19 protein-coding genes are annotated in these 19,711 nt (G+C 71.9%); 8 read left to right on the top strand and 11 right to left on the bottom strand.

What is annotated here, in order from left to right:
• Nucleotides 1-160 precede the first annotated feature (160 nt).
• The 5 genes from ABZ079_RS04555 to ABZ079_RS04535 all read left to right on the top strand — a co-directional run bounded on the left by ABZ079_RS04555 (nt 161) and on the right by ABZ079_RS04535 (nt 5,804).
• On the top strand, nt 161-1,903 hold the full coding sequence (locus ABZ079_RS04555) for an MFS transporter (RefSeq protein ID WP_356937910.1): 1,743 nt from the start codon (nt 161-163) through the stop codon (nt 1,901-1,903).
• Between the two features lie 233 nt (nt 1,904-2,136).
• Entirely contained in the window at nt 2,137-2,787 is a 651-nt protein-coding gene (locus ABZ079_RS04550; protein WP_356937909.1) for a class I SAM-dependent methyltransferase, read from the top strand.
• Nucleotides 2,788-2,827: 40 nt separating this feature from the next.
• Nucleotides 2,828-3,784 carry an N-acetylmuramoyl-L-alanine amidase gene (locus ABZ079_RS04545; RefSeq protein ID WP_356937908.1) on the top strand — a complete coding sequence of 319 codons (957 nt, stop codon included), beginning with the start codon at nt 2,828-2,830 and terminating at the stop codon, nt 3,782-3,784.
• A gap of 83 nt (nt 3,785-3,867) precedes the next feature.
• On the top strand, nt 3,868-4,686 hold the full coding sequence (locus tag ABZ079_RS04540; RefSeq protein WP_356937907.1) for a DUF5336 domain-containing protein: 819 nt from the start codon (nt 3,868-3,870) through the stop codon (nt 4,684-4,686).
• 107 nt (nt 4,687-4,793) lie between these two features.
• Nucleotides 4,794-5,804: an LLM class F420-dependent oxidoreductase gene (locus tag ABZ079_RS04535; RefSeq protein ID WP_356937906.1), complete on the top strand. Its 1,011-nt coding sequence runs from the start codon at nt 4,794-4,796 to the stop codon at nt 5,802-5,804.
• Here the strand turns inward: ABZ079_RS04535 and ABZ079_RS04530 are convergent.
• Nucleotides 5,801-6,370: a hypothetical protein gene (locus ABZ079_RS04530; protein ID WP_356937905.1), complete on the bottom strand. Its 570-nt coding sequence runs from the start codon at nt 6,368-6,370 to the stop codon at nt 5,801-5,803. The genes ABZ079_RS04535 and ABZ079_RS04530 overlap by 4 nt on opposite strands.
• Nucleotides 6,371-6,498: 128 nt before the next feature.
• Here ABZ079_RS04530 and ABZ079_RS04525 point away from each other — a divergent pair, with 128 nt between their 5' ends.
• Nucleotides 6,499-6,792 (top strand): hypothetical protein, encoded by a 294-nt coding sequence (locus ABZ079_RS04525; RefSeq protein ID WP_356937904.1) that lies wholly within the window; start codon nt 6,499-6,501, stop codon nt 6,790-6,792.
• 232 nt (nt 6,793-7,024) lie between these two features.
• On the opposite strand, the gene ABZ079_RS04520 is transcribed toward ABZ079_RS04525, so the two are convergent.
• Genes ABZ079_RS04520 through ABZ079_RS04510 form a run of 3 tightly spaced genes read right to left on the bottom strand, consistent with a single transcriptional unit; the run spans nt 7,025 to nt 10,196 of the window.
• A complete protein-coding gene (locus ABZ079_RS04520; protein ID WP_356937903.1) occupies nt 7,025-8,095 on the bottom strand; it encodes a prenyltransferase in 1,071 nt (356 codons plus the stop codon).
• Nucleotides 8,092-8,826, bottom strand: coding sequence for a class I SAM-dependent methyltransferase (locus tag ABZ079_RS04515; RefSeq protein ID WP_356937902.1), 735 nt, complete (start codon nt 8,824-8,826; stop codon nt 8,092-8,094). The genes ABZ079_RS04520 and ABZ079_RS04515 overlap by 4 nt, the downstream gene beginning before the upstream one ends.
• On the bottom strand, nt 8,820-10,196 hold the full coding sequence (locus tag ABZ079_RS04510) for a glycosyltransferase family 4 protein (protein WP_356937901.1): 1,377 nt from the start codon (nt 10,194-10,196) through the stop codon (nt 8,820-8,822). The genes ABZ079_RS04515 and ABZ079_RS04510 overlap by 7 nt, the downstream gene beginning before the upstream one ends.
• A 220-nt stretch (nt 10,197-10,416) precedes the next feature.
• Here ABZ079_RS04510 and ABZ079_RS04505 point away from each other — a divergent pair, with 220 nt between their 5' ends.
• Nucleotides 10,417-11,049, top strand: a complete 633-nt coding sequence (locus ABZ079_RS04505) for a TetR family transcriptional regulator (protein ID WP_356937900.1) — start codon at nt 10,417-10,419, stop codon at nt 11,047-11,049.
• Nucleotides 11,050-11,134: 85 nt separating this feature from the next.
• Here the strand turns inward: ABZ079_RS04505 and ABZ079_RS04500 are convergent, their stop codons facing one another.
• The 3 genes from ABZ079_RS04500 to ABZ079_RS04490 form a co-directional block, all read right to left on the bottom strand.
• Nucleotides 11,135-11,323, bottom strand: a complete 189-nt coding sequence (locus ABZ079_RS04500; protein WP_356937899.1) for a hypothetical protein — start codon at nt 11,321-11,323, stop codon at nt 11,135-11,137.
• Between the two features lie 576 nt (nt 11,324-11,899).
• Nucleotides 11,900-12,133: a ferredoxin gene (locus tag ABZ079_RS04495; protein WP_356937898.1), complete on the bottom strand. Its 234-nt coding sequence runs from the start codon at nt 12,131-12,133 to the stop codon at nt 11,900-11,902.
• Between the two features lie 2 nt (nt 12,134-12,135).
• Nucleotides 12,136-13,587 (bottom strand): aldehyde dehydrogenase, encoded by a 1,452-nt coding sequence (locus ABZ079_RS04490; protein ID WP_356937897.1) that lies wholly within the window; start codon nt 13,585-13,587, stop codon nt 12,136-12,138.
• A 251-nt stretch (nt 13,588-13,838) separates the two neighbouring features.
• On the opposite strand from ABZ079_RS04490, the gene ABZ079_RS04485 reads away from it, so the two are divergent.
• Complete coding sequence (locus ABZ079_RS04485; RefSeq protein ID WP_356937896.1) at nt 13,839-14,867, top strand: MBL fold metallo-hydrolase; 1,029 nt, start codon at nt 13,839-13,841, stop codon at nt 14,865-14,867.
• A 383-nt stretch (nt 14,868-15,250) separates the two neighbouring features.
• On the opposite strand, the gene ABZ079_RS04480 is transcribed toward ABZ079_RS04485, so the two are convergent.
• Genes ABZ079_RS04480 through ABZ079_RS04465 form a run of 4 tightly spaced genes read right to left on the bottom strand, consistent with a single transcriptional unit; the run spans nt 15,251 to nt 19,609 of the window.
• A complete protein-coding gene (locus ABZ079_RS04480; protein WP_356937895.1) occupies nt 15,251-16,699 on the bottom strand; it encodes an FAD-dependent monooxygenase in 1,449 nt (482 codons plus the stop codon).
• Between the two features lie 15 nt (nt 16,700-16,714).
• Complete coding sequence (locus ABZ079_RS04475; protein ID WP_356937894.1) at nt 16,715-17,896, bottom strand: MAB_1171c family putative transporter; 1,182 nt, start codon at nt 17,894-17,896, stop codon at nt 16,715-16,717.
• Nucleotides 17,897-17,912: 16 nt separating this feature from the next.
• On the bottom strand, nt 17,913-19,064 hold the full coding sequence (locus ABZ079_RS04470) for a DUF6545 domain-containing protein (RefSeq protein ID WP_356937893.1): 1,152 nt from the start codon (nt 19,062-19,064) through the stop codon (nt 17,913-17,915).
• Nucleotides 19,061-19,609, bottom strand: coding sequence for a toxin (locus ABZ079_RS04465; RefSeq protein ID WP_356938121.1), 549 nt, complete (start codon nt 19,607-19,609; stop codon nt 19,061-19,063). The genes ABZ079_RS04470 and ABZ079_RS04465 overlap by 4 nt, the downstream gene beginning before the upstream one ends.
• Nucleotides 19,610-19,711 lie beyond the last annotated feature (102 nt).

Raw genomic sequence — 19,711 nt, 5'->3', positions numbered from 1 at the left:
CGCCAGACTAGAACGCGTTCCATTAACAGACCAGACCCCTGACGGAAGATCAGAATCCCATGGGATGGTCAAGGATTCATTAGGGGCCCGAAGCAACGGAATAGTTGCCTGCGCATACGAGGTTGACCCACCACTCATGTCACGCGGGAGGCCTCACTCAATGACCCACACGACGACCGATCAACCCACCCGGCGGGCCGGCGGGGCCGTGGTCCCGGTGCTCGCCTTCGCGGGCATCGTGGTCGCGGTGATGCAGACCCTGCTCGTGCCGGTCATCAAGGACCTGCCACAGCTGCTGGAGACCACCCCCAGCAACGCCACCTGGGTCCTCACCTCGACCCTCCTCTCCGGCGCCGTCGCCACCCCGATCATGGGCCGGCTCGGCGACCTGTACGGCAAGCGGCGGATGCTGATCCTCAGCCTCGCCGTGATGGTGGCCGGCGCCCTGGTCAGCGCGCTCACCAGCCAGCTGCTCACCATGATCGTGGGCCGTACCCTGCAGGGCTTCGCCATGGGCGCGATCCCGCTCGGCATCGGCCTGATGCGGGACATGCTGCCGCGCGAGAAACTCGGCTCGGCCATGGCCCTGATGAGCTCCTCGATCGGCGTCGGCGGCGGCCTGGCCCTCCCCGCCGCGGCCCTGGTGGCACAGCACACGGACTGGCACGCCCTGTTCTACGGCGCCGCCGGCCTCGGCGCGCTCGCGATCGCCCTCACCCTCCTCGTCGTGCCCGAGTCCCCGATGCGGGCCGAGGGCTCCTTCGACCTGCTCGGCGCGACAGGCCTGTCGACCGGCCTGGTGCTGCTCCTGCTGCCGATCACCAAGGGCAGCGACTGGGGCTGGTCCTCCGGTACGACCCTCGGCCTGTTCGCCGCGGCCGTGGTCGTGCTCCTCCTGTGGGGCGTGTACGAGCTGCGCGTCCAGGCGCCCCTGGTCGACCTGCGCACCACCGCCCGCCGCGAGGTGCTGCTCACCAACCTCGCCTCGATCATGGTCGGCGTCAGCTTCTACGTCGTCTCCCTCGTCCTGCCCCAACTGCTCCAGCTGCCCGCCGCGACCGGTTACGGTCTCGGCCAGTCCATGGTGGTCGCGGGTCTGTGCGTGGCCCCGCTGGGTCTGACGATGATGTTCACGGCGCCGGTGTACGCCCGTCTGTCGGCCCGCTACGGCCCGAAGACCACCCTCATCATCGGTCTGCTGATCATCGCGATCGGTTACGGCGGCGGCCTCGGCCTGATGGACGCGGCCTGGCAGACGATCGTCACCTCGGTCGTCCTCGGCGCCGGCATCGGCCTCGCCTACTCCTCGCTTCCCGCGCTGATCGTCGGCGCGGTCCCGGCCTCGGAGACCGGCGCGGCCAACGGTCTGAACACCCTGATGCGGTCCATCGGTACGTCCGTCTCCAGTGCCGTCATCGGCATGGTGCTGGCCAACACGGCGAACGACGTGGGCGGCGTCGCGATCCCGACCATGCACGGCTTCCGTGTCTCCTTCCTGATCGCCGCGGCCGCCGTCGCGGTGGGCCTGCTGCTGGCCTTCTTCCTGCCGAAGGCGGCCCGCCCGGCCCAGCACACCCAGCTCCGCGCGAGCAGCGAGGAGGACGCCGGTCTGGAGCGCGCCGAGGAGGTGCTGCGGGGCTTCCGCGGCCGGGTCCTGGGCGCCGACGGCTCTCCGGTGGCGCGGGCCAAGGTCACCCTGATCGACCGCCGGGGCCGCCAGGCGGGCGCCGCCGTCTCCGCGGAGGACGGCTCCTACGCCCTCGCCGTCCCCGCGCAGGGCGCGTACGTCGTGGCCGCGAAGGCCGCCGGGCACGGCCCGCTCGCCTCGTCCGCGACCCACTCCGGCCACGACCACACCGTCGACCTGGACCTCTCCCTGCCGGGCGAGCCGGTCAGCGCGTAGCGCTCCGGCGGGACGGCCGCGCCTCGCTCCGCCGGGAGTGCCACGAGGTGCCGTCCGGCGGCTGCGCCGTCGTGTGGCTGGTCGCACCCCCTCGGCGAGCCGCACATCACTACGGCCCCGCGCCACTTCGGGGGCCCGCCACCCGCACCCCCCGTCGCCCGGCCGGCGGGGGTGCGGCAGCATGGGGTGCCGACAACCTCCTACCCGCGAACCGTACGACCGAAAGGCCCCCCATGCCCGCCGCACCCAAGCCCGAGATCCTGGCCGCGTTCGAGGCGGCGAAGGGGTTCATGCCCGTGGACGAGGGGCTGGCCCTGTACGCGGCGGCGGTAGGGGCCGGACGGCTGGGGCTGCCGTTGCTGGAGGTCGGCACGTACTGCGGCCGCTCCACCGTCCTGCTCGCCGACGCGGCCCGCGCGGCCGGGGTCACCGCGCTGACGGTCGACCACCACCGGGGCAGCGAGGAGCAGCAACCGGGCTGGGACTACCACGACCCGGAGACGGTGGACCCCGAGATCGGCCTGATGGACACACTGCCGGCCTTCCGCCGCACGCTGTTCAGGGCCGGGCTCGAGGACCATGTGGTCGCCCTGGTCGGCCGTTCCCCGCAGATCGCGGCGATCTGGAACTCCCCGCTCGGTTTCGTCTTCGTCGACGGCGGCCACACCGACGAGCACGCCACCGCCGACTACGAGGGCTGGGCGCCCCATGTCGCCGAGGGTGGGCTGCTGGTCATCCACGACGTCTTCCCGCACCCCGAGGACGAGTTCACCGGCCAGGCGCCGTACCGGGTCTATCTGCGAGCCCTGGAGTCGGGGGCGTTCACGGAGATCTCGGCGACGGGCTCGCTGCGCGTGCTGCGGCGGACGGGGGCGGGGATCTGAGTCCCTGCGACCGGGTGCCGTCGGCCCGTAAGGTGGCAGCGTGTCGTACGTAGGCCCCGACTTCGATCCCCCGCAGCCGCGCCGGCCCAGGCGTGGCCCGCTGACCGTGGCGCTGGCCGCGCTGGTGCCCGGTGCCCTGCTCGGCTGGGTGGTGTACGAGGCGGTGGGTGGCGGCGGCTCGGACCGTGCGGCCTCCCCCGCCCCGGCCTCACGCACGGCCCCGGCGTCCTCCTCCCCGTCGGCCCTGTCCGCCTCGCCCACCGACGACGGCAAGCGCTCCCCCTCGCCGTCCGCGACGGCGCCGCCCACCGGCTCCGGGCCGCTCAAGGGCAAGGTCGTCGTCATCGACCCCGGGCACAACCCGGGCAACTTCCAGCACGCGGCCGAGATCAACCGCAAGGTGGACATCGGGACGAACTGGAAGGAGTGCGACACCACCGGAACGTCCACCAACGCCGGTTACACGGAAGCCCGGTTCACCCTGGATCTGGCGCACCGGCTGCGCGCACTGCTTCAACGGCAGGGCGCCACGGTGAAGTTGACGTACGACGGGGACAGCCCCGCCTGGGGGCCGTGCGTGGACGAGCGGGCCCGGACCGGGAACGAGGCGCACGCCGACGCGGCCATCTCCCTGCACGCCGACGGCTCGGCGCCCGGCAACCGCGGCTTCCACGTCATCCTGCCGGGGTCCGTGCACTCCGGTGCCGCCGACACCCGTGGGATCGTCGGCCCCTCCCACGACCTCGGGGTGCGCGTCGCGGGCCACTTCGTCCGCGAAACCGGTGAGCCGGCCTCCAACTACCTCGGCGGAGGTACCGGTCTTGTCACGCGCACGGACCTGGGTGGTCTCAATCTGTCAACGGTTCCCAAGGTGTTCATCGAGTGCGGCAACATGCGGGATAGCAAGGACGCGGCACTGCTGACCAGTGGCGCCTGGCGGCAGAAGGCGGCGCAAGGGATCTCTGAGGGAATCGTGAGTTTCCTGCGTCGGTCCTGACCGACGGGCGGAACCGGCCGGACAGCCGGATCTTGCGGACGATAGTGTCTACCGACGACGAGACGACCTACGAAGGACCTGAAGTGAATATCCGCTCCCTCACTAGAGGCGACGGCGTGGTGATCGGAGCAGCGGTGGTGCTGTTCATCGCGTCGTTCCTCGACTTCTACAGCATCTCCGGCTACGGCTCCGAGTACAGCCGGAACGCGTGGGAATCCCTGGGCGTGGGCCTGGGCACCTACATGGGCGCGGTGATCGGTGCCGTTCTCATCGTCGTCAACCGCTGCCTGCCGCAGCCGCGCAAGGTGGCCGGGCTCGACCTCGGCGCGGTCGGCACCGCGTTCGCGATCATGGCGACCTGGACGCTGCTGTGGACGATGCTCGACATGGAGAACGCGGACGCCGGCGCCGGCCTGATCCTCGGGTTCATCGCCGGTCTCGTCCTGTCGGGCTTCGCCATCGCCACGCCCTTGGTGCCCGCGCTCCAGGCCGCCCTGGTCCCGGCTCCCAAGCCGGTCGCCCCGCTGCCCTACGGCGCCCAGCCGCAGGGTGGTTACGGCTACCCGGGCGCCCAGCCGCAGCAGCCGTACGGTGCCCAGCCGCAGCCGGGCCAGCCGTTCGGGCAGCCGGCCCCGCAGGGTGCTCCGGCTCCGCAGGGTGCTCCGGCCCCTCAGGGCGCTCCGGCGCCGCAGCCGGCCGCCGGGGACTTCTCGCCGTTCTGGTTCGCCGTGCCGGTGACCCGCCCGCTGTTCGCGGAGGACGGCTCGCCGAACCCGATCGCCGAACTGGCGCCCGGCACCTGGTACCTGGCCGTCGAGCAGCGCGGTGCCGCGCTGGTCGCGCAGACCCAGGACGGCCGCCGCGGCGTCCTCCAGGACACCTCCGGTATCCAGCGCGGCTGAGCCCCACGCCGCACCGCACGACGGCCCCTCGCCCTTCCGGGCGGGGGGCCGTTGTCGTACAGTCGCCTTCCGGTCGGGAAACTGACGTACCGTCAGGAGGCAGGCACATGCGGCTCGGTCTCGCGCTCGGTTACTGGGGACGCGGCCCGGACGCCGGGCATGTGCCGCTCGCCAGGGAGGCGGAGCGGCTCGGGTACCACTCGGTGTGGACGGCGGAGTCCTGGGGCTCGGACGCCTTCACCCCGCTGACCTGGATCGCCGCGCAGACCTCGACGATCAGGCTGGGTACGGCCGTTGCCCAGATGGCCGCCCGCTCGCCGGCCGCCACCGCGATGCACGCACTCACCCTGGACCACCTCTCCGGCGGACGCGTGCTGCTCGGGCTCGGGCTGTCCGGGCCGCAGGTGGTGGAGGGCTGGTACGGCCGCCCGTTCCCGAAGTCGCCGCTGACCGCGACCCGGGAGTACGTGGACGTCGTACGGCAGGTGCTGCGCCGGGAGGCACCGGTGGAGGCCGAGGGACGGTTCCACCCCCTTCCCTACCGCGGGCCGGACGGCACCGGCCTCGGCAGGCCGCTCAAGTCGATCACCCATCCCCTGCGCCGCGACCTCCCCGTCCTCCTCGGCGCGGAAGGCCCGCGGAACGTCGCCCAGACGGCCCGGATCGCCGACGGCTGGCTGCCGCTGTACTGGGCGCCCGGCCGGCCCGAGGTGTACGGGGACGTGGTGCGGGAGTTGCCCGAGGGGTTCCTGGTGGCTCCGATGGCCCGGGTGCGGGTCTGTGACGACGTGGCCGAGGGGCTGCTGCCCGTGAAGGCCATGCTCGGCTTCTACATCGGCGGGATGGGTCACGCGGCCCGCAACTTCCACGCCGGCCTCATGGCCCGCATGGGGTACGAGGAGGAGGCCCGGCGGATCCAGGAGCTGTTCCTCGCCGGACGCCGGGAGGAGGCCGTGCTGGCCGTGCCGGACGCCTTCGCCGACGAGATCTCCCTGGTCGGCCCGCGCGCACGCATCGCCGAGCGGCTGGAGTTGTGGCGCAGGGGCCCGGTGACGGACCTGCTGGCCCTGTCACCGGACCCGCACACCCTCAGGGTGCTGGCGGAGCTGAACTCCTAGCCCTTGGAGAGCTGGGAGGTCGAGGGCACCTGGTCCTTGACCGGGGCGCCGGCACTCTTGCCCGCGTCCTTCACGTCGTTGATGACGTCGTCGAAGGAGTTCGCCGCTTTCTCGTCACCCTTACGGAGCTTGGACGGCAGCTTCTTCAGGGCCTCGATACCGGAGGTGAGCGGCGCGAGGGCCTTGGAGAGCGTCGGGTCGCCCTGGGCGTTCTTCTGCGCCGCCTTGAGCCGGTTGTAGGCGAAGGCACCGGCGAGACCGGCCTTCACCAGGGCCAGCTTGCGGCCCTTGGCGCCCTTCTTGAACTTGCCCGCCTTCCAGGGCTTCACGATCCACTGGTAGGTGGCGCCGGCGGCGAGCCCCGCGTTCGCGATGAACCGGGTCTTGGCGAACTTCTGGCGTTCGGCGGATGTGGTCGGGCTGGGCGCGGCCTGGTCGACGGCGGCCGCCGAGGTTGTTTGCTTCGTACTGGTGGTCTTCTCGCCGCCTCCACAGGCGGTGGCACCGGCCACCAGAGCGCAGCACAGGGTGAGCGCCACCACGAGGCGCCGTATCGGTACGGGCACGGGGTCCTCCGGACGTTTCCTCCCCGAGCGGTCTGCTTCCTCGGGCAGCTTCGCCCTGGGCGGCCGTGTGCGCCACTTGGCGGATGCCGTTCGGGTTTCACCGCCCGCCGCCCGGCAATCCGGAAGGTATGTCCCCTCGATATCGCAACGGTGCGAATCAGGCCGGCAGGGTCATCGCGGTCGTCGCCGACGTCATGGCCCTCATCCTCGGCCTGTGGATACTGATGTACCTACTGGAGGCGAACCGGGCCAACAGCCTGGTCCAGTTCGTGCACGACACCGCCGCCGTGCTGGCGGGCTGGTCCCGCGACCTCTTCACCTTCGACGAGGCCTGGGCCCGGGTGGTCGCCGGATACGGCCTCGCCGCCGTGGTCTACCTGTTCATCGGCCACGCCATCGCCAACCGCATGCACCGGCACTAGCCCCCGCCGGCGGCACGACCGCACACACCGGCACCACGCCCCGCGGGGCACGACCAGACACACCACCCCTCCCCCGGCGGTCCGGCCACGCGACAGGCCACCCCCGCGACCCGGGGGTCCGGGGGGCACCCCCGGGGGTGGTCGCCGGATACGGCCTCACCGCCGCTTCGTCGGCCACGGCACAGCCACCGCGTGCACCGGTGCTGAAGCCGGGACCCCGGCCCGCTCCCGCCTAGCGGCAGCAGTCGGGGTCCAGGCCGGTCGGCAGGTGGCCTCCTCCGAAGACCGCGCACGTGGCGTCGTGGCCGCCCAGCGCGGCCACGGCGAGGAGGAGGGAGCCTGCCGTCCAGGTGGTCAGCTCGCGGGGCCAGATCGCGCCGTCCTCGAAGACGTAACCCGTCCAGTACAGGCCGGACTCGGGATCGCGCAGGTGCTGGATGGACTGCAGGATCTCCAGGGCGCGGTCGGACTCGCCGACCGCCCACAGGGCCAGAGCCAGCTCGCTGGACTCGCCACCGGTCACCCAGGGGTTGGGGATCACGCAGCGCACGCCGAGGCCGGGGACGACGAACCGGTCCCAGGACTCCTCGATGCGTGCCTTGGCCTCCACGCCGGTCAGCGCGCCGCCGAGGACCGGGTAGTACCAGTCCATCGAGTAGCGGTCCTTGTCCAGGAAGCGCTCGGGGTGCCGGCGGATCGCGTGCCGCAGCGCCCCGACCGCCAACTCCCAGTCCGGCTGCGGCTCTTCGCGTTCCTCGGCGATGGCGAGCGCGCACCGCAGGGCGTGGTGGATGGAGGAGCTGCCCGTCAGCAGCGCGTCCGTCGCCGCCGTGCCGTCGTCCTCGCGGCGCCAGCCGATCTGCCCGCCCGGCTGCTGCAGCCGCAGCACCCACTCCGTGGCCGCGTAGACACACGGCCACATGCGGTCCAGGAACGTGTCGTCGCCGGTGGAGAGGTAGTGGTGCCAGACGCCGACGGCTATGTAGGCGACGAAGTTCGACTCACGGGCGCGGTCGGTGACGTCGTCGTGGGCGCCGTCGGCATAGGCGGCGTACCAGGAGCCGTCCTCGTTCTGGTGGGCGGCGAGCCAGGTGTACGCCCGCTCGGCGGCCTCATGCTCGCCGGCCGCGTCCAGGGCCATGGCGGCCTCGGTGTGGTCCCACGGGTCGAGGTGGTGCCCGCGGAACCACGGGATCGCGCCGTCCTCCCGCTGCACGGCGAGAATGCCGCGGACGGTCGCGGCGGCCTGCTCGGCGGTGAGGACCCCGGGCAGGACGAGGTGTTCTGTCCGGGGAGTGGTCACTTGGCGTCCACCCGGGGCAGATGCGGCTTGGTCGCGTAGACCACGAAGCTCTTGCCGATCAGCGGGTTCAGCGCCTGCTCGGCGACCCGGGTGGCGAGCGGCTTCTTCATGATGTCCCAGACCAGCAGCTTGTGGTACGCCCGCACGGGCAGCGCCTTGTCGTTGTCGACGCCGAAGGCGCACTTCAGCCACCAGTACGGTGAGTGCAGGGCGTGTGCATGGTGACTGCCGTAGGGCTTGAGGCCCGCTTCGCGGATCTTCGCGACCAGTTCGTCGGCCTTGTAGATGCGGATGTGGCCGCCCTCGACCTCGTGGTAGGCGTCGGACAGCGCCCAGCAGACCTTCTCGGGGCCGTAGCGCGGCACGGTGACGGCGATGCGGCCGCCCGGCCTGAGCACCCGCACCATCTCGGCGAGGACACCCTTGTCGTCGGGGATGTGCTCCATCACCTCGGAGATGATGACGACGTCGAAGGACTCGTCCGGGAAGGGCAGCGCGAGGGCATCGCCCTCCATGGCGGTGGCGGTGGCACCCTCGGGAGCCTCGCCGGCCTCCTTCATCGCCGCGAACCACTTGGCGACCTCGCGGATCTCCTCGGCGTTCTGGTCGAGGGCCACGACCTGGGCGCCGCGCCGGTAACACTCGAAGGCGTGCCGGCCGGCCCCGCAGCCGAGGTCCAGGACACGGTCGCCGGGGGCGAGCGGGAACCGGGAGAAGTCGACGGTCAGCACGTGGCCCTGCTTTCGGAAGAGATGCCTGCAACACTTGCCGAGGCCGCGGAGCGGCCGGGATTCTGGGCTGCGGAGCAGCCGATCGCCTCGCGGTAGCGGGCCACCGTCCCCTCCGCGGCGCGGGCCCAGGTGAAGTGGCGCAGCACCCGCTCACGGCCCGCCGCACCAAGCCGCGCCCGCAGCTCGGGGTCCCCCAGCAGTCGGCCGAGCCCGGCGGCCAGCGCCCCGGCCTCGCCGGGCGGCACGGCCAGGCAGGTCTCGCCGTCGCGGCCGGCGACCTCGGGGATGGCGCCGCCGGTGGTGGCGACGAGCGGGGTGCCGGTGGCCATGGCCTCGGCGGCGGGCAGCGAGAAACCCTCGTACAGGGAGGGCACGCAGGCGACCTCGGCCGAGCGGATCAGGTCGACCAGCTCGGCGTCGGAGATGCCCTTGACGAACTCGACGGCGGCGTCGAGACCGTAGCGCTCGATCGCCTGGGCGACCGGGCCCTCGGCCGGGCGTTTGCCGACGACGACGAGATGAGCGGCCGGATGCTCGGTGCGCACCTTCGCCAGCGCCTCCACGAGGAAGACCAGGCCCTTGAGGGGCACATCGGCGCTGGAGGTGGTGACGATCCGGCCGGGGACCTCGGGGACGGCCGGATTCGGCGCGAACAGGTCGGTGTCGGCGCCGATGTGGACCACGTGGATCCGGTCGTCACGGACGCCGAGGTGGTCCACGATCTCCTGCCGGCTAGTGCCGGAGACGGTGAGGACGGAAGGCAGACGGCGGGCGACGCGCTTCTGCATCCGGGTGAAGGCGTACCAGCGGCGTACCGAGAAGCGGCGCTGCCAGGTGTCGGCCGCGTCCAGCTCCAGCTGCCGGTCGACGGTGATGGGGTGGTGGATCGTGGTGATCAGGGGCGCGCCGACGTCGCCCAACAGCCCGTAGCCGAGGGTCTGGTTGTCGTGGACGACGTCGAACTCGCCGCGGCGGGCGCGCAGATGGCGGCGGGCGCGCAGCGAGAAGGTCAGCGGCTCGGGGAAGCCGCCGGTCCACATCGTGCCGACCTCGAGGGCGTCGATCCAGTCCCGGTACTCGTCCCGTCCGGGGGTGCGGAAGGGGTCGGGCTGGCGGTAGAGGTCGAGGCTGGGCAGCTCGGTCAGGGTGAGGTTGGGGTAGCCCTCGTCGAGGACGGGGTACGGCTGGGAGCCGATGACCTCCACCCGGTGGCCGAGGCGGGCCAGCTCGCGGGACAGGTGGCGTACGTAGACACCCTGGCCGCCGCAGAACGGGTTCCCTTTGTAGGTGAGGAGCGCGATGTCGAGCGGTCGCTCGCCGTCGGATGCGGGGTCCTCCTGGGCACCCGCTCCCCGGGCCTCAGCGGTCACTCTGTGCCCCCTTCTGCCTGCGCTGTCCCGCGAGACTACGACGGGACGCTAATCTAGAACAAGTTTCAGACTTGATCATTCAAGAGGCTCTGAATCTACCGGCAGGTAGGGGCGCTGTGAGCAGTGGATCAGGTGATTCACGCCACGGCGCGCCGCCCTGCCACGCTGTCTGATCACGTGCCCTACAGACGCCCTCACCGACTGTCACGGAACGGGACCCATGCCTGCGGAATCCAAGGTGGAAGCCAGTACGGTCCGGCCCTCCTCGTCCCCGCTCACCGAGCGGCAGGAGGCCCGCCGCCGCAGGATCCTGCACGCGAGCGCCCAGCTGGCCAGCCGGGGCGGTTTCGACGCCGTACAGATGCGCGAGGTCGCCGAGTCCTCCCAGGTGGCCCTCGGCACGCTGTACCGGTATTTCCCGTCCAAGGTGCATCTGCTGGTCGCCACCATGCAGGATCAGTTGGAGCACATGCACGGCACCCTGCGGAAGAAGCCGCCGGCGGGCGACACGGCCGCCGAGCGGGTCGCGGAGACGCTGATGCGGGCCTTCCGGGCGCTGCAGCGCGAGCCGCACCTGGCCGACGCGATGGTCCGCGCCCTCACCTTCGCCGACCGCAGCGTCTCGCCCGAGGTCGACCAGGTGTCCCGGCAGACGACCGCGATCATCCTGGACGCGATGGGCTTGGAGCACCCGACCCCCGAGCAGCTCTCGGCGGTCCGGGTCATCGAGCACACCTGGCACTCGGCCCTCATCACCTGGCTCTCCGGCCGCGCCTCCATCGCCCAGGTGAAGATAGACATCGAGACGGTGTGCCGGCTGATCGACCTGACGGAGCCGGCCGGGCACCCGTGATCACCGCCGCCGCCGGGACGCTCAGACCTGGCGCGGCCCGGAAGGGCCGTCGCCGGGAGGGCGCCCCGGGCACCCGAAGGGTGCGCTAGCCGACCGGCTCGAGACCGCTCCAGTTCCGACCGACCACGGTCTGCCCCGCCCACTGCTCCAGCAGCCTGCGGGCCTCCTCCTCCGGAGCCGCCAGGGACACCTGCTGGGCGCCCGCGTGGGTCTTCCGCTCCTGTTCGTGCGGAGGCCTCGAAGAGGAGCAGCTCGTCGAAGACGGGGTGTTCACGGCCCTCCACGATCCTGCGGCCCTTGGGCTCGCCGTCGTGGACGACGATCTCGCCGAAGCGCCGGCCGCCGGTCACGGGCGCGTTCACGACCCGGCCGCGGGTCGGGCAGAGACGGTCGATCCAGACGACCTCCCGTTCGCCGCCGGTGTCGAGGCGCACGCAGGCGGGGCCGGAGCGGGCGTTGATCTCGCCGTCCCCGACGGGGAGCTGGATACCGAAGCCGGTCCAGGCGTCCCGGGCGGTGGCCCGGTCGCGCTGGATGGTGGCGGCGATGCCCAGGTTCCAGTAGGCCGGTTCGCCCTCGCCGCGCGGGGCTCGGGCGGCGGCCTCGCGGCCCAGCTCGTAGGCCTTCGCCCAGTTGCGCCGGAACTTGTGGGCGAGCACGGCGTCGTACCGCCACACCGCGCTCTCCGGCGCGTCCGGGAAGTGGGCGAGGACCCCTCCAGCAGGCCGGCCGCGGTCGGCCACTTCTCGGCGTCCCACGCCTCGTACGCCTGCTTGACCAGGTGCTCGGCCTCGGACTCGTCCACTCTCTCCCACCCTGGTCGCCGCCTCACCCCGCGGCTCCGGCGCTCCTACTCCTCGGGCGGGTACACCGGCTCGCCGCTGCTCAGCAGTGTGATCACGATGGCCTCCACCGGGCAGCTCTCGGCCGCTTCCAGGACCTGTTCGCTCGCGTCGGTGTCCGGCGCGGCGGGGTGGGACTGGCGGGCGGAGTCGAGACGGAAGCCGTCCGGGGCGTGGTGGAGGCACTGGGCGGAGCCGACGCAGACGGAGCGGTCCACCTCCACGTGCCAGCGGTCGCCCATCCCTACGCCCCCGCCGGCAGGTGGATCATCTTGTGCTCGAGGTACTCGCCGTACCCCTCGGGGCCGAACTCCCGCCCCAGGCCGGAGTCCTTGTAGCCGCCGAACGGGCCGAGCATGTCCAGGCTGAAGGTGTTGACGGAGTAGGTGCCGGTACGGACCTGCCGGGCGACCTCGACGCCGTGCTCGACGTCGGCCGTCCACACGCTGCCGGACAGGCCGTAGTCGGAGTCGTTGGCGATCTTCACGGCCTCCTCCTCGTCGCCGTACGGCAGCAGGCAGATGACCGGGCCGAAGATCTCCTCGCGGGCGATCCGCATGGAGTTGTCGACGTCGCCGAAGAGGGTCGGCTCGACGTACCAGCCCCTCTCCAGGCCCGTGGGACGGCCGCCGCCGGTGAGGATCTTGGCGCCCTCCTCCTGGCCGACGCGGATGTAGTCGAGGTTGCGCTGCTGCTGACGCCGGGCGACGAGCGGGCCGACCTGGGTGGCCGGGTCGAGCGGGTCGCCGACCCTGAGCGCGCTCGCGGCCTGCGTGAAGGCGTCCGCGAACTCGTCGTAACGGGCGCGCGGGAGGAGGATACGGGTCTGCGCCACACACGCCTGGCCGTTGTTCATCCAGGCCGCCGGGACGATGCCCGACACCGCCGTCCGCACGTCCGCGTCCGGCAGCACCACCGCCGCCGACTTGCCGCCCAGCTCCAGCGTCACCCGGGTGAGGTTGCGGGCGGCGACCTCCATCACGCGCCTGCCGGCCGCGACCGAGCCGGTGAAGGAGACCTTGTCGATGCCGGGGTGGCCGACCAGGTGTTCGCCGACCTCGCGGTCGGCGGGCAGGATCGAGAGCACGCCCTCGGGCAGACCGGCCTCGCGCGCGATCTCGCCGAGGAGGTAGGCGTCCAGCGGAGCCTCCGGGGACGGCTTGAGGACGACCGTGCAGCCGGTCAGCAGCGCGGGGGCGAGCTTGGCGGCGGCGACGAACTGCGGGACGTTCCAGGGGACGACGGCGGCGACGACGCCGACCGGTTCGCGGCGGACGAGGATCGGGCCCAGGACCCCGTCCCGCCGTTCCTCGTGGGTGAAGTCCCGCGCGACCCTGATCGCCGCGTCCCACACCATCATCGCACCGAGCGCCTGGGCGAGGACGCTCCAGGAGTACGGGGAACCGTTCTCGCAGGAGATCATGCGGGCGATCTCCTCGTGCCGGGCGGCGATGCCGTCCTTGATGCGGGTGACGACCTCGATCCGCTCCCCGAGCGAGGTGCGCGGCCAGGGGCCCTCGTCGAAGGCGCGGCGCGCGACCGCCACGGCCCGGTCCACGTCCTCCCGGGACGCGTGCGGCACCCGGCCGATGACCTCCTCGGTGTGCGGGGAGACCACCTCGATGACGTCCTTGCCCAGCGGGTCGGTCAACGCCCCGCCGATGAACAGCTGTCCGTGTTCCACGAGCTCGGTCATGGCCGACTGCCTTCCGCCGCCACCGCCTTTATCTGACGGTGTTTCAGAACTGATACCAGTTCCAGTCGGACTAGGCCAGACGGCCGGGTTCCGGCCTCGCTGCGCGAGTCGGCTCGGGTCAGGCGCGAGGGAGGTGAGGTGGCGCGTACCGGTGAAGGTGGCGGACGACTCCGCGCGGGCATCTGACGCACCATCAGTTTTCGTTATAGTGGGCGATGGCCGTGGGGCCCGGGTGGCGGGGCGGAGGACCGATGACGAAGACGTTCGATCACGGCGGGGGCGTACGGTCCGTGCAGGTCCCCATCCCGGACAACCCCCTGGGCCACACGCTGGTGTACGTCGTGGACACCGGCCGGGGGCCGGTGCTGGTCGACACCGGCTGGGACGATCCCGCCTCCTGGGACACGCTCGAAGCCGGTCTGGCGGCCTGCGGTACGGCGGTGCCGGAGGTGTACGGAGTCGTCATCACACACCACCACCCGGACCACCACGGGCTGTCGGCGCGGGTCCGCGAGACGTCCGGCGCCTGGGTGGCGATGCACGCGGCCGACGCGGCGATCGTGCGGCGGACGCGGGAGGCCCGTCCGGAGCGCTGGTACGCCTACATGGCGGCCAAGCTCACGGCGGCGGGGGCACCCGAGGAGCACATCGCTCCCCTGCGTGCCGCCCGGGGCCGCCGCACCCTGCCCGGCCTGTCCCCCGCCCTCCCGGACCGGGAGATCGTCCCCGGCGAACTCCTCGACCTGCCCGGCCGCCGGCTGCGCGCGATCTGGACGCCGGGCCACACCCCCGGCCATGTCTGCCTGCACCTGGAGGAGGCGCATCCGGCTCAGCTGCCGGGTCATGGACGGCTGTTCAGCGGTGACCATCTGCTACCGGAGATCACCCCGCACATCGGCCTGTACGAGGATCCCGACGACGCGACCGTGACCGATCCCCTCGGTGACTACCTCGACTCCCTGGAACGGGTGGGCCGGCTCACCCCCGCCGAGGTGCTCCCCGCCCACCAGCACGCCTTCACCGACGCGCCCGCCCGCGTACGGGACTTGCTCGGCCACCACGAGGCACGCCTGGCCGGGCTGCTCGCCCTGCTGTCCGAGCCCCTCACCCCCTGGCAGCTCGCCGAGCGCATGGAGTGGAACCGCCCCTGGGCCGACATCCCCTACGGCTCCCGGAACATCGCCGTCTCCGAGGCCGAGTCCCATCTGCGCCGGCTGGTGGAGCAGGGGCGGGCCGAACCGGTCGCCGGGAGCGTTCCGGTGACGTACGCGGCGGTGTGAGAACCGGTCGCCGTGGCCGATCTGTTCACCGAGAACGGCAGCGGGGAGTGGCCTCCGCCGCGGGGCGGACGCCGGGTGGGGGGCCGGGAGGCGCGGGGAAGGTACTTCGGCTCCCGGCCGGCTCTCCCGGCGCCTGATGACCGACGTCCCGCTCGCGCTGGATCGCCGAGCGCGAGGAGCGGGGCCTCCGCGGACACGGCGACGGCGGTCTCGACTTCACTTCACGACGTACCGCGTCGGCGGGTGCGCGGGCGGCCTCGTCCCCACCGGCCCCCGGTCCAGATCGGCCACTGCCGGAACACCTTCCCCACGTCGACGGGCGTGGGCCGCTGCGGCGCCGGGTTCTGCGCCTGCCCTTCGGCGGGCCCACCCGAAGGCCTCCGTCAATCGAGGGTCGACAGGAAGGCCCGTTCGGTCCCGGTCAGCGGCGGGCCCGGGAGCGGGGGAAGCGGCGGACCGGCGACCGCGGCCAGGATCGCGTCCGGCCGCATCAGCCGTGCCGGGCCCGCGCGGAGGCAGGTGACGTCCCACAGGGCGGCTGCCGCCGTGTAGGAGCCGGTCGCCGCCATCGTCAGCCGCCGCGAGTACCCCGCGGCGAGGCGGTCGGCGATGGACGGCCTGCCGCCCTGCACGCCGGGATACAGCACGTCCGTACCGACGGCCATGGCCCAGGCCGCCTCGACGGAACGGGCCATCGCGCGCTGGACGCCGCGGGCCAGACCGGGCGTGTGGATGTCGTCCTTGCCGAGCGCCTCGGCCAGGGACCGGGCCCCGAGTGCGGCGACCGACATGCCTTGGCCGTAGAGCGGGTTGAACGTGGCCGCGGCGTCGCCGAGGGCGACGAAACCATCGGGCCAGACGCGGGCCCTTTCCAGATACCGGCGGGAGTTGCTGGTGCTGCGGCTGGTGAAGACCTGGGTGAGCGGCTCGGCGTCGGCGATGAGCCGCCCCACCAGGGGGCTGGGCAGGCCGAGGGCGTACTCGAGGAAGGCGTCGGGGTCCCTCGGGGGTTCACTGCCGCGCATCCCGCCGAGGCTGACCATCCACTGATCGTTCTCGATGGGCACGATCATGCCGCTGCGTCCGGGCCTGCCGCCGTAGGGGTCGGCCTGGATCAGGGTCAGCGGCCAGTCCCGTGCGCCGGTCGGCGTGCGATAGACGCGGGTGGCGTTGGCCAGACCGCAGTCGACGGCCTTCTCGCGGATGTCGCGGATGCCGAGGGCTTCGAGCCAGGGCACGACACGTGTCCCCCGGCCGCTGGCGTCCACCACCCAGTCGGCGTCGAGTTCACCGGAACGGCCGTCGGCGGCAGGACGGATGTCGTGGGCGGCCAGGAAGCCGGGGTCGAACCCGGCAGCGGTGCCGGCCTCGAGGCGTACGCCGAGAACCCGGCGTGCGCTGCCGCGCAGCCCCGTGACCTGGGCCCGGTGGACTTCGACGTTGGCGTGGCTGCTCAGCACCACCCTGCGCACGATCCAGTCCAGCAGGGGCCTGCTGCAGGTGATCGTGACGTAGGTGTGGTGCCGCCAGCGCCTGAACCAGCCCGCGGGCGTGTGGGCCAGCATGCCGGAACTCAGCGCCAGCTCCCTGGCCCCGGCGGCCAGCAGGTGCTTGCGCAGCTCCGCCTCGGGAAGAAGCTGCTCCATCGCCTCCAGGCCGCCGGGCATGAGCAGGTGAGCATGGTGGCCTTGGGGTACGCCTCGGCGGTGCTCCGGTGTATCGGGCAGTTCGTCGCGGTCGAGCACGACCACGTGATCCACGGCCCGCGACAACGCCGCGGCGGCGAGCATGCCGGCCGGTCCGGCACCTATGACAACGGCTCTGGGTGACATCACGGCTCTCTTCCTTCAGCTGCGAGCGGCTCTCGCCGCACCTTCGCGAGCTGCTCTGACGACGGGTGACTTGGCCAAGGCCCGTGAGAGCTGGACCAGTTCGCCCGTATCCGAGAACACAGCGGTGTGCAGGCGGGACGTTCCGGCCGACTCGTGGCTCACGGGTGGCTGCGGTTGCCGGGCCTGGTGCGCGGCATCGACGACCATGGCGGCGGCTGCGATGAAATGGGCCTCGCCAGGTGTGCTTCCCTGGGTGCGGGCCTGCCGGTATGCCATCTCCCGGACCCGGCCGTCACAGTGGGACTGCAGGGCGAGCAGGGCGTCGAGGATCCGTACCTCGCGGTAGTACAGCCGGCCGCGGGGCAGTTGCCAGCGCGGTGGCGCGGGCTTGGGGGCGGTCGGCACCTCCTGGAGTTCGGCCCAGAGGGGAGCCAGCGCCCGGTAGTCCCAGATGCTGTGCCACTGGGCCAGGGCCGCGGGCAGGAGCCGGGGGAGCGCGAAGCCCGCGCTGCAGATCAGAGCGCCCAGGGCGGAGGCCGGCGGAGCGACGTCGGTGGACAGCCGGTCCAGGTCGTGTGCCGTCCATCTGGCGATGACCGCGGTGATCTTCGCGCTTTCGAAGCCGATCACGTCGACGGCCAGTCCCGCCATGATGAGCCGCAGGCCCACGCGGAGCATGCCGGTCACCTCACGTGACCATCTCAGGCACACGTAGCACGTGATCAGCACGCAGGCACCGTGCCCGAAGAGATAGAGCACGATCATCTCGCGCATGTACGGCGTGTTCGCGTAGTAGGTGTCCAGGTCCCGGAGTCGCTCGACCTGCGCGCTCGACAGGGCGAACAGCGTGATGATGGCGGCGATCAGCAGGCTGTACACCGTGGCCACCCGCACGACCCAGCGCCTGACCTGGTCGGCGGGGCCACCGCGCCAGTTGATCAGCAGGATCAGCAGGGAGGCGCTGTACGCCGAGATCACGCTGTAGGTCATCGGGGCGCCGAAGTTGGGAGTGCCGGTGAGCCCGTTCACCGCGGCCAGGGTGACGGGGGCCGAGCAGAAGAAGCAGAGTCCGCCGAGAAAGATCGAGACGCAGGTGGAAGCGGTCAGGGGATCCCTCAGGGCGACACGCGGCCTGCGGAAGAGGAGCAGGGCGGTCATGGCGAACAGACACGCCGCCGAGTACACGACAAGGCTCATGGGTCGAGTGCTCCGTTCAGCACATGGCCAGGGCGCGCTCGCCATGGCTCTCGGCGAGTGCGTCGGCGATGCGGAGGAGAGCCGAAAGGTCGGGGCGTTGCGGTAGCGGTGCCGCTTCGCCCGCCACCGCCGGCCTGGGCCCGCTGTCGCTCACGGTCCGGGTCGCGGCGGTGATGGCCGTGGCCCAGGCGGCGGCCTCCGCCTGGTGCCGGTCGCCGGTCACGCGCAGACGATCGGCATACGCCTGCCGGTACAGCCCTTGGTCGAAGTACCGCTCGAGGTAGTGCAGTCCGTTGTAGATGGTGCTCTGGCGCCAGGTCAGCCAGCGGGTGGGCGAGGGCCAGAAGGGACGCGGGACACTCAGGTACTCGCGCCGCAGAAGCTCCATCAGCTCCTGCTCCAGTGGGCCCAGCCGCGCGTACGCCCGCCAGCATCGCGCACGCGTCGCCACGAAGGGGCCGACCAGAGGGATCACGGTGCCCACGACGGTCAGCGCCGCCCCCAGCCCGGCGCAGGCCGGCGAGAGCGTCGTACCGAGAACGGACCAGTCGCGTCCGCACCAGCGGGCGACCACGGCCACGAGCTTCGAAGCGCTGTAACCCGCGCCGACGACGGTCCCCGCCCCCATGGTCACCAGCCCCGCCCGCAGGGCGCCGCGCAGCTGCCGGGCCCAGGTGAGCGAGCGGTGCGCGGTGACGACCACGGCGGTGAAGTGCCCGACGAGGTACAGGACGATCATCTCGGCGATGTACGGCGTCGTGGCGTAATAGGTGTCGAAGTCCGTCCGGCGTTCCACCGACGCGTCACCCAGGACGAACAGGCCCCCGATACAGGCGAGGACGCCCCAGTAGCCGAGTACCCAGCGCCGGATGGCGCGGGTCGTGCCCGGACCGCCGCGCCAGCTCACGACGAGAACCAGGGACGCGGCGCCGTAGGCGGTGATGGCCCCGTAGGTCAACGGAGCGGCGAGATTGGGCACGCCGCTGACGTCGTTGATGAACCCCACCGTGTGCGGGGCGCCGAACAGGAAACACAGCGAGGCGAAGGCCAGAACGCAGCTGATGGCCAGCAGGAACGGGTCACGCCATCTGCGGACGAGGTCGGGCGCCTTGGCCAGCAGGCCCAGCCACAGCAGCCCGCAGCTCACATAGTTGATCAAGTCACTCACCTTTGGGCCCCGCGGTAGTTCAGGGCCGCCCCTATGCGTCCGGCGAGGTCGTCGTTGTAGGCGGTCTGTGCCGCGTAGACGGAGTCGGGGGCCGCTTTCAGCCAGGGGCGCAGTCTGTCGCCGATCAGCATGCCGAACAGATCGGCTCGCTGCTCCGCGGCTGCCAGGAACCGGGTGCGCGCGGCGGTCGGTTGGGAGGCGTCACCGGCCGCCGACGGAAACGCGTGCTCGGCGTGCCCGGCCGGGTGGGACGGGTCGTCATCCGCCATGTGCCACAACTCGTGCCCCAGGATGACCAGTTTCATCCAGGGCGGTGCGTCCGCCTCGATGACGATGTCGTCGCACGTACTGCGCTCGATCCAGAGTCCGGTGGCGGAGGTGTGCGGCGGAAAATTGGCCAGGTGGAGGACGATGGGGCGTCCTCGCCAGCGAGAGGCGGATTCGACCAGGGCCGCGAGAAGATCACCGGGGTCCGCGGGGATCGGAACCCTGAGGGGGTCGATGAGCGCGTTGGCGAACCGGCGCATCTTCCTGGTTGTGCGCACCATTCCCCCGAGGGCCTTCGGCTGACATGGGAGCGGCGGTCGGGTCGGCGTGCCGCTGCTCGACACGACCAGAAGGTCACGTCTGATCGCCAATATGCCAAC

Origin of the sequence: Streptomyces sp. NPDC006314, from assembly GCF_040613075.1 — a bacterium.
Lineage (GTDB): Bacteria > Actinomycetota > Actinomycetes > Streptomycetales > Streptomycetaceae > Streptomyces.
This window is presented reverse-complemented; position numbering and strand designations above follow the sequence as displayed.

Bases quoted from the DNA above. Each gene is read 5' to 3' on its own strand.
- ABZ079_RS04535 (WP_356937906.1), top strand. From the start codon at position 4,794: ATGCGGCTCGGTCTCGCGCTCGGTTACTGGGGACGCGGCCCGGACGCC.
- ABZ079_RS04505 (WP_356937900.1), top strand. From the start codon at position 10,417: ATGCCTGCGGAATCCAAGGTGGAAGCCAGTACGGTCCGGCCCTCCTCG.
- ABZ079_RS04475 (WP_356937894.1), bottom strand. From the start codon at position 17,896: ATGAGCCTTGTCGTGTACTCGGCGGCGTGTCTGTTCGCCATGACCGCC.
- ABZ079_RS04490 (WP_356937897.1), bottom strand. From the start codon at position 13,587: ATGACCGAGCTCGTGGAACACGGACAGCTGTTCATCGGCGGGGCGTTG.
- ABZ079_RS04525 (WP_356937904.1), top strand. From the start codon at position 6,499: ATGTCCCCTCGATATCGCAACGGTGCGAATCAGGCCGGCAGGGTCATC.
- ABZ079_RS04495 (WP_356937898.1), bottom strand. From the start codon at position 12,133: ATGGGCGACCGCTGGCACGTGGAGGTGGACCGCTCCGTCTGCGTCGGC.
- ABZ079_RS04480 (WP_356937895.1), bottom strand. From the start codon at position 16,699: ATGTCACCCAGAGCCGTTGTCATAGGTGCCGGACCGGCCGGCATGCTC.
- ABZ079_RS04555 (WP_356937910.1), top strand. From the start codon at position 161: ATGACCCACACGACGACCGATCAACCCACCCGGCGGGCCGGCGGGGCC.
- ABZ079_RS04550 (WP_356937909.1), top strand. From the start codon at position 2,137: ATGCCCGCCGCACCCAAGCCCGAGATCCTGGCCGCGTTCGAGGCGGCG.
- ABZ079_RS04485 (WP_356937896.1), top strand. From the start codon at position 13,839: ATGACGAAGACGTTCGATCACGGCGGGGGCGTACGGTCCGTGCAGGTC.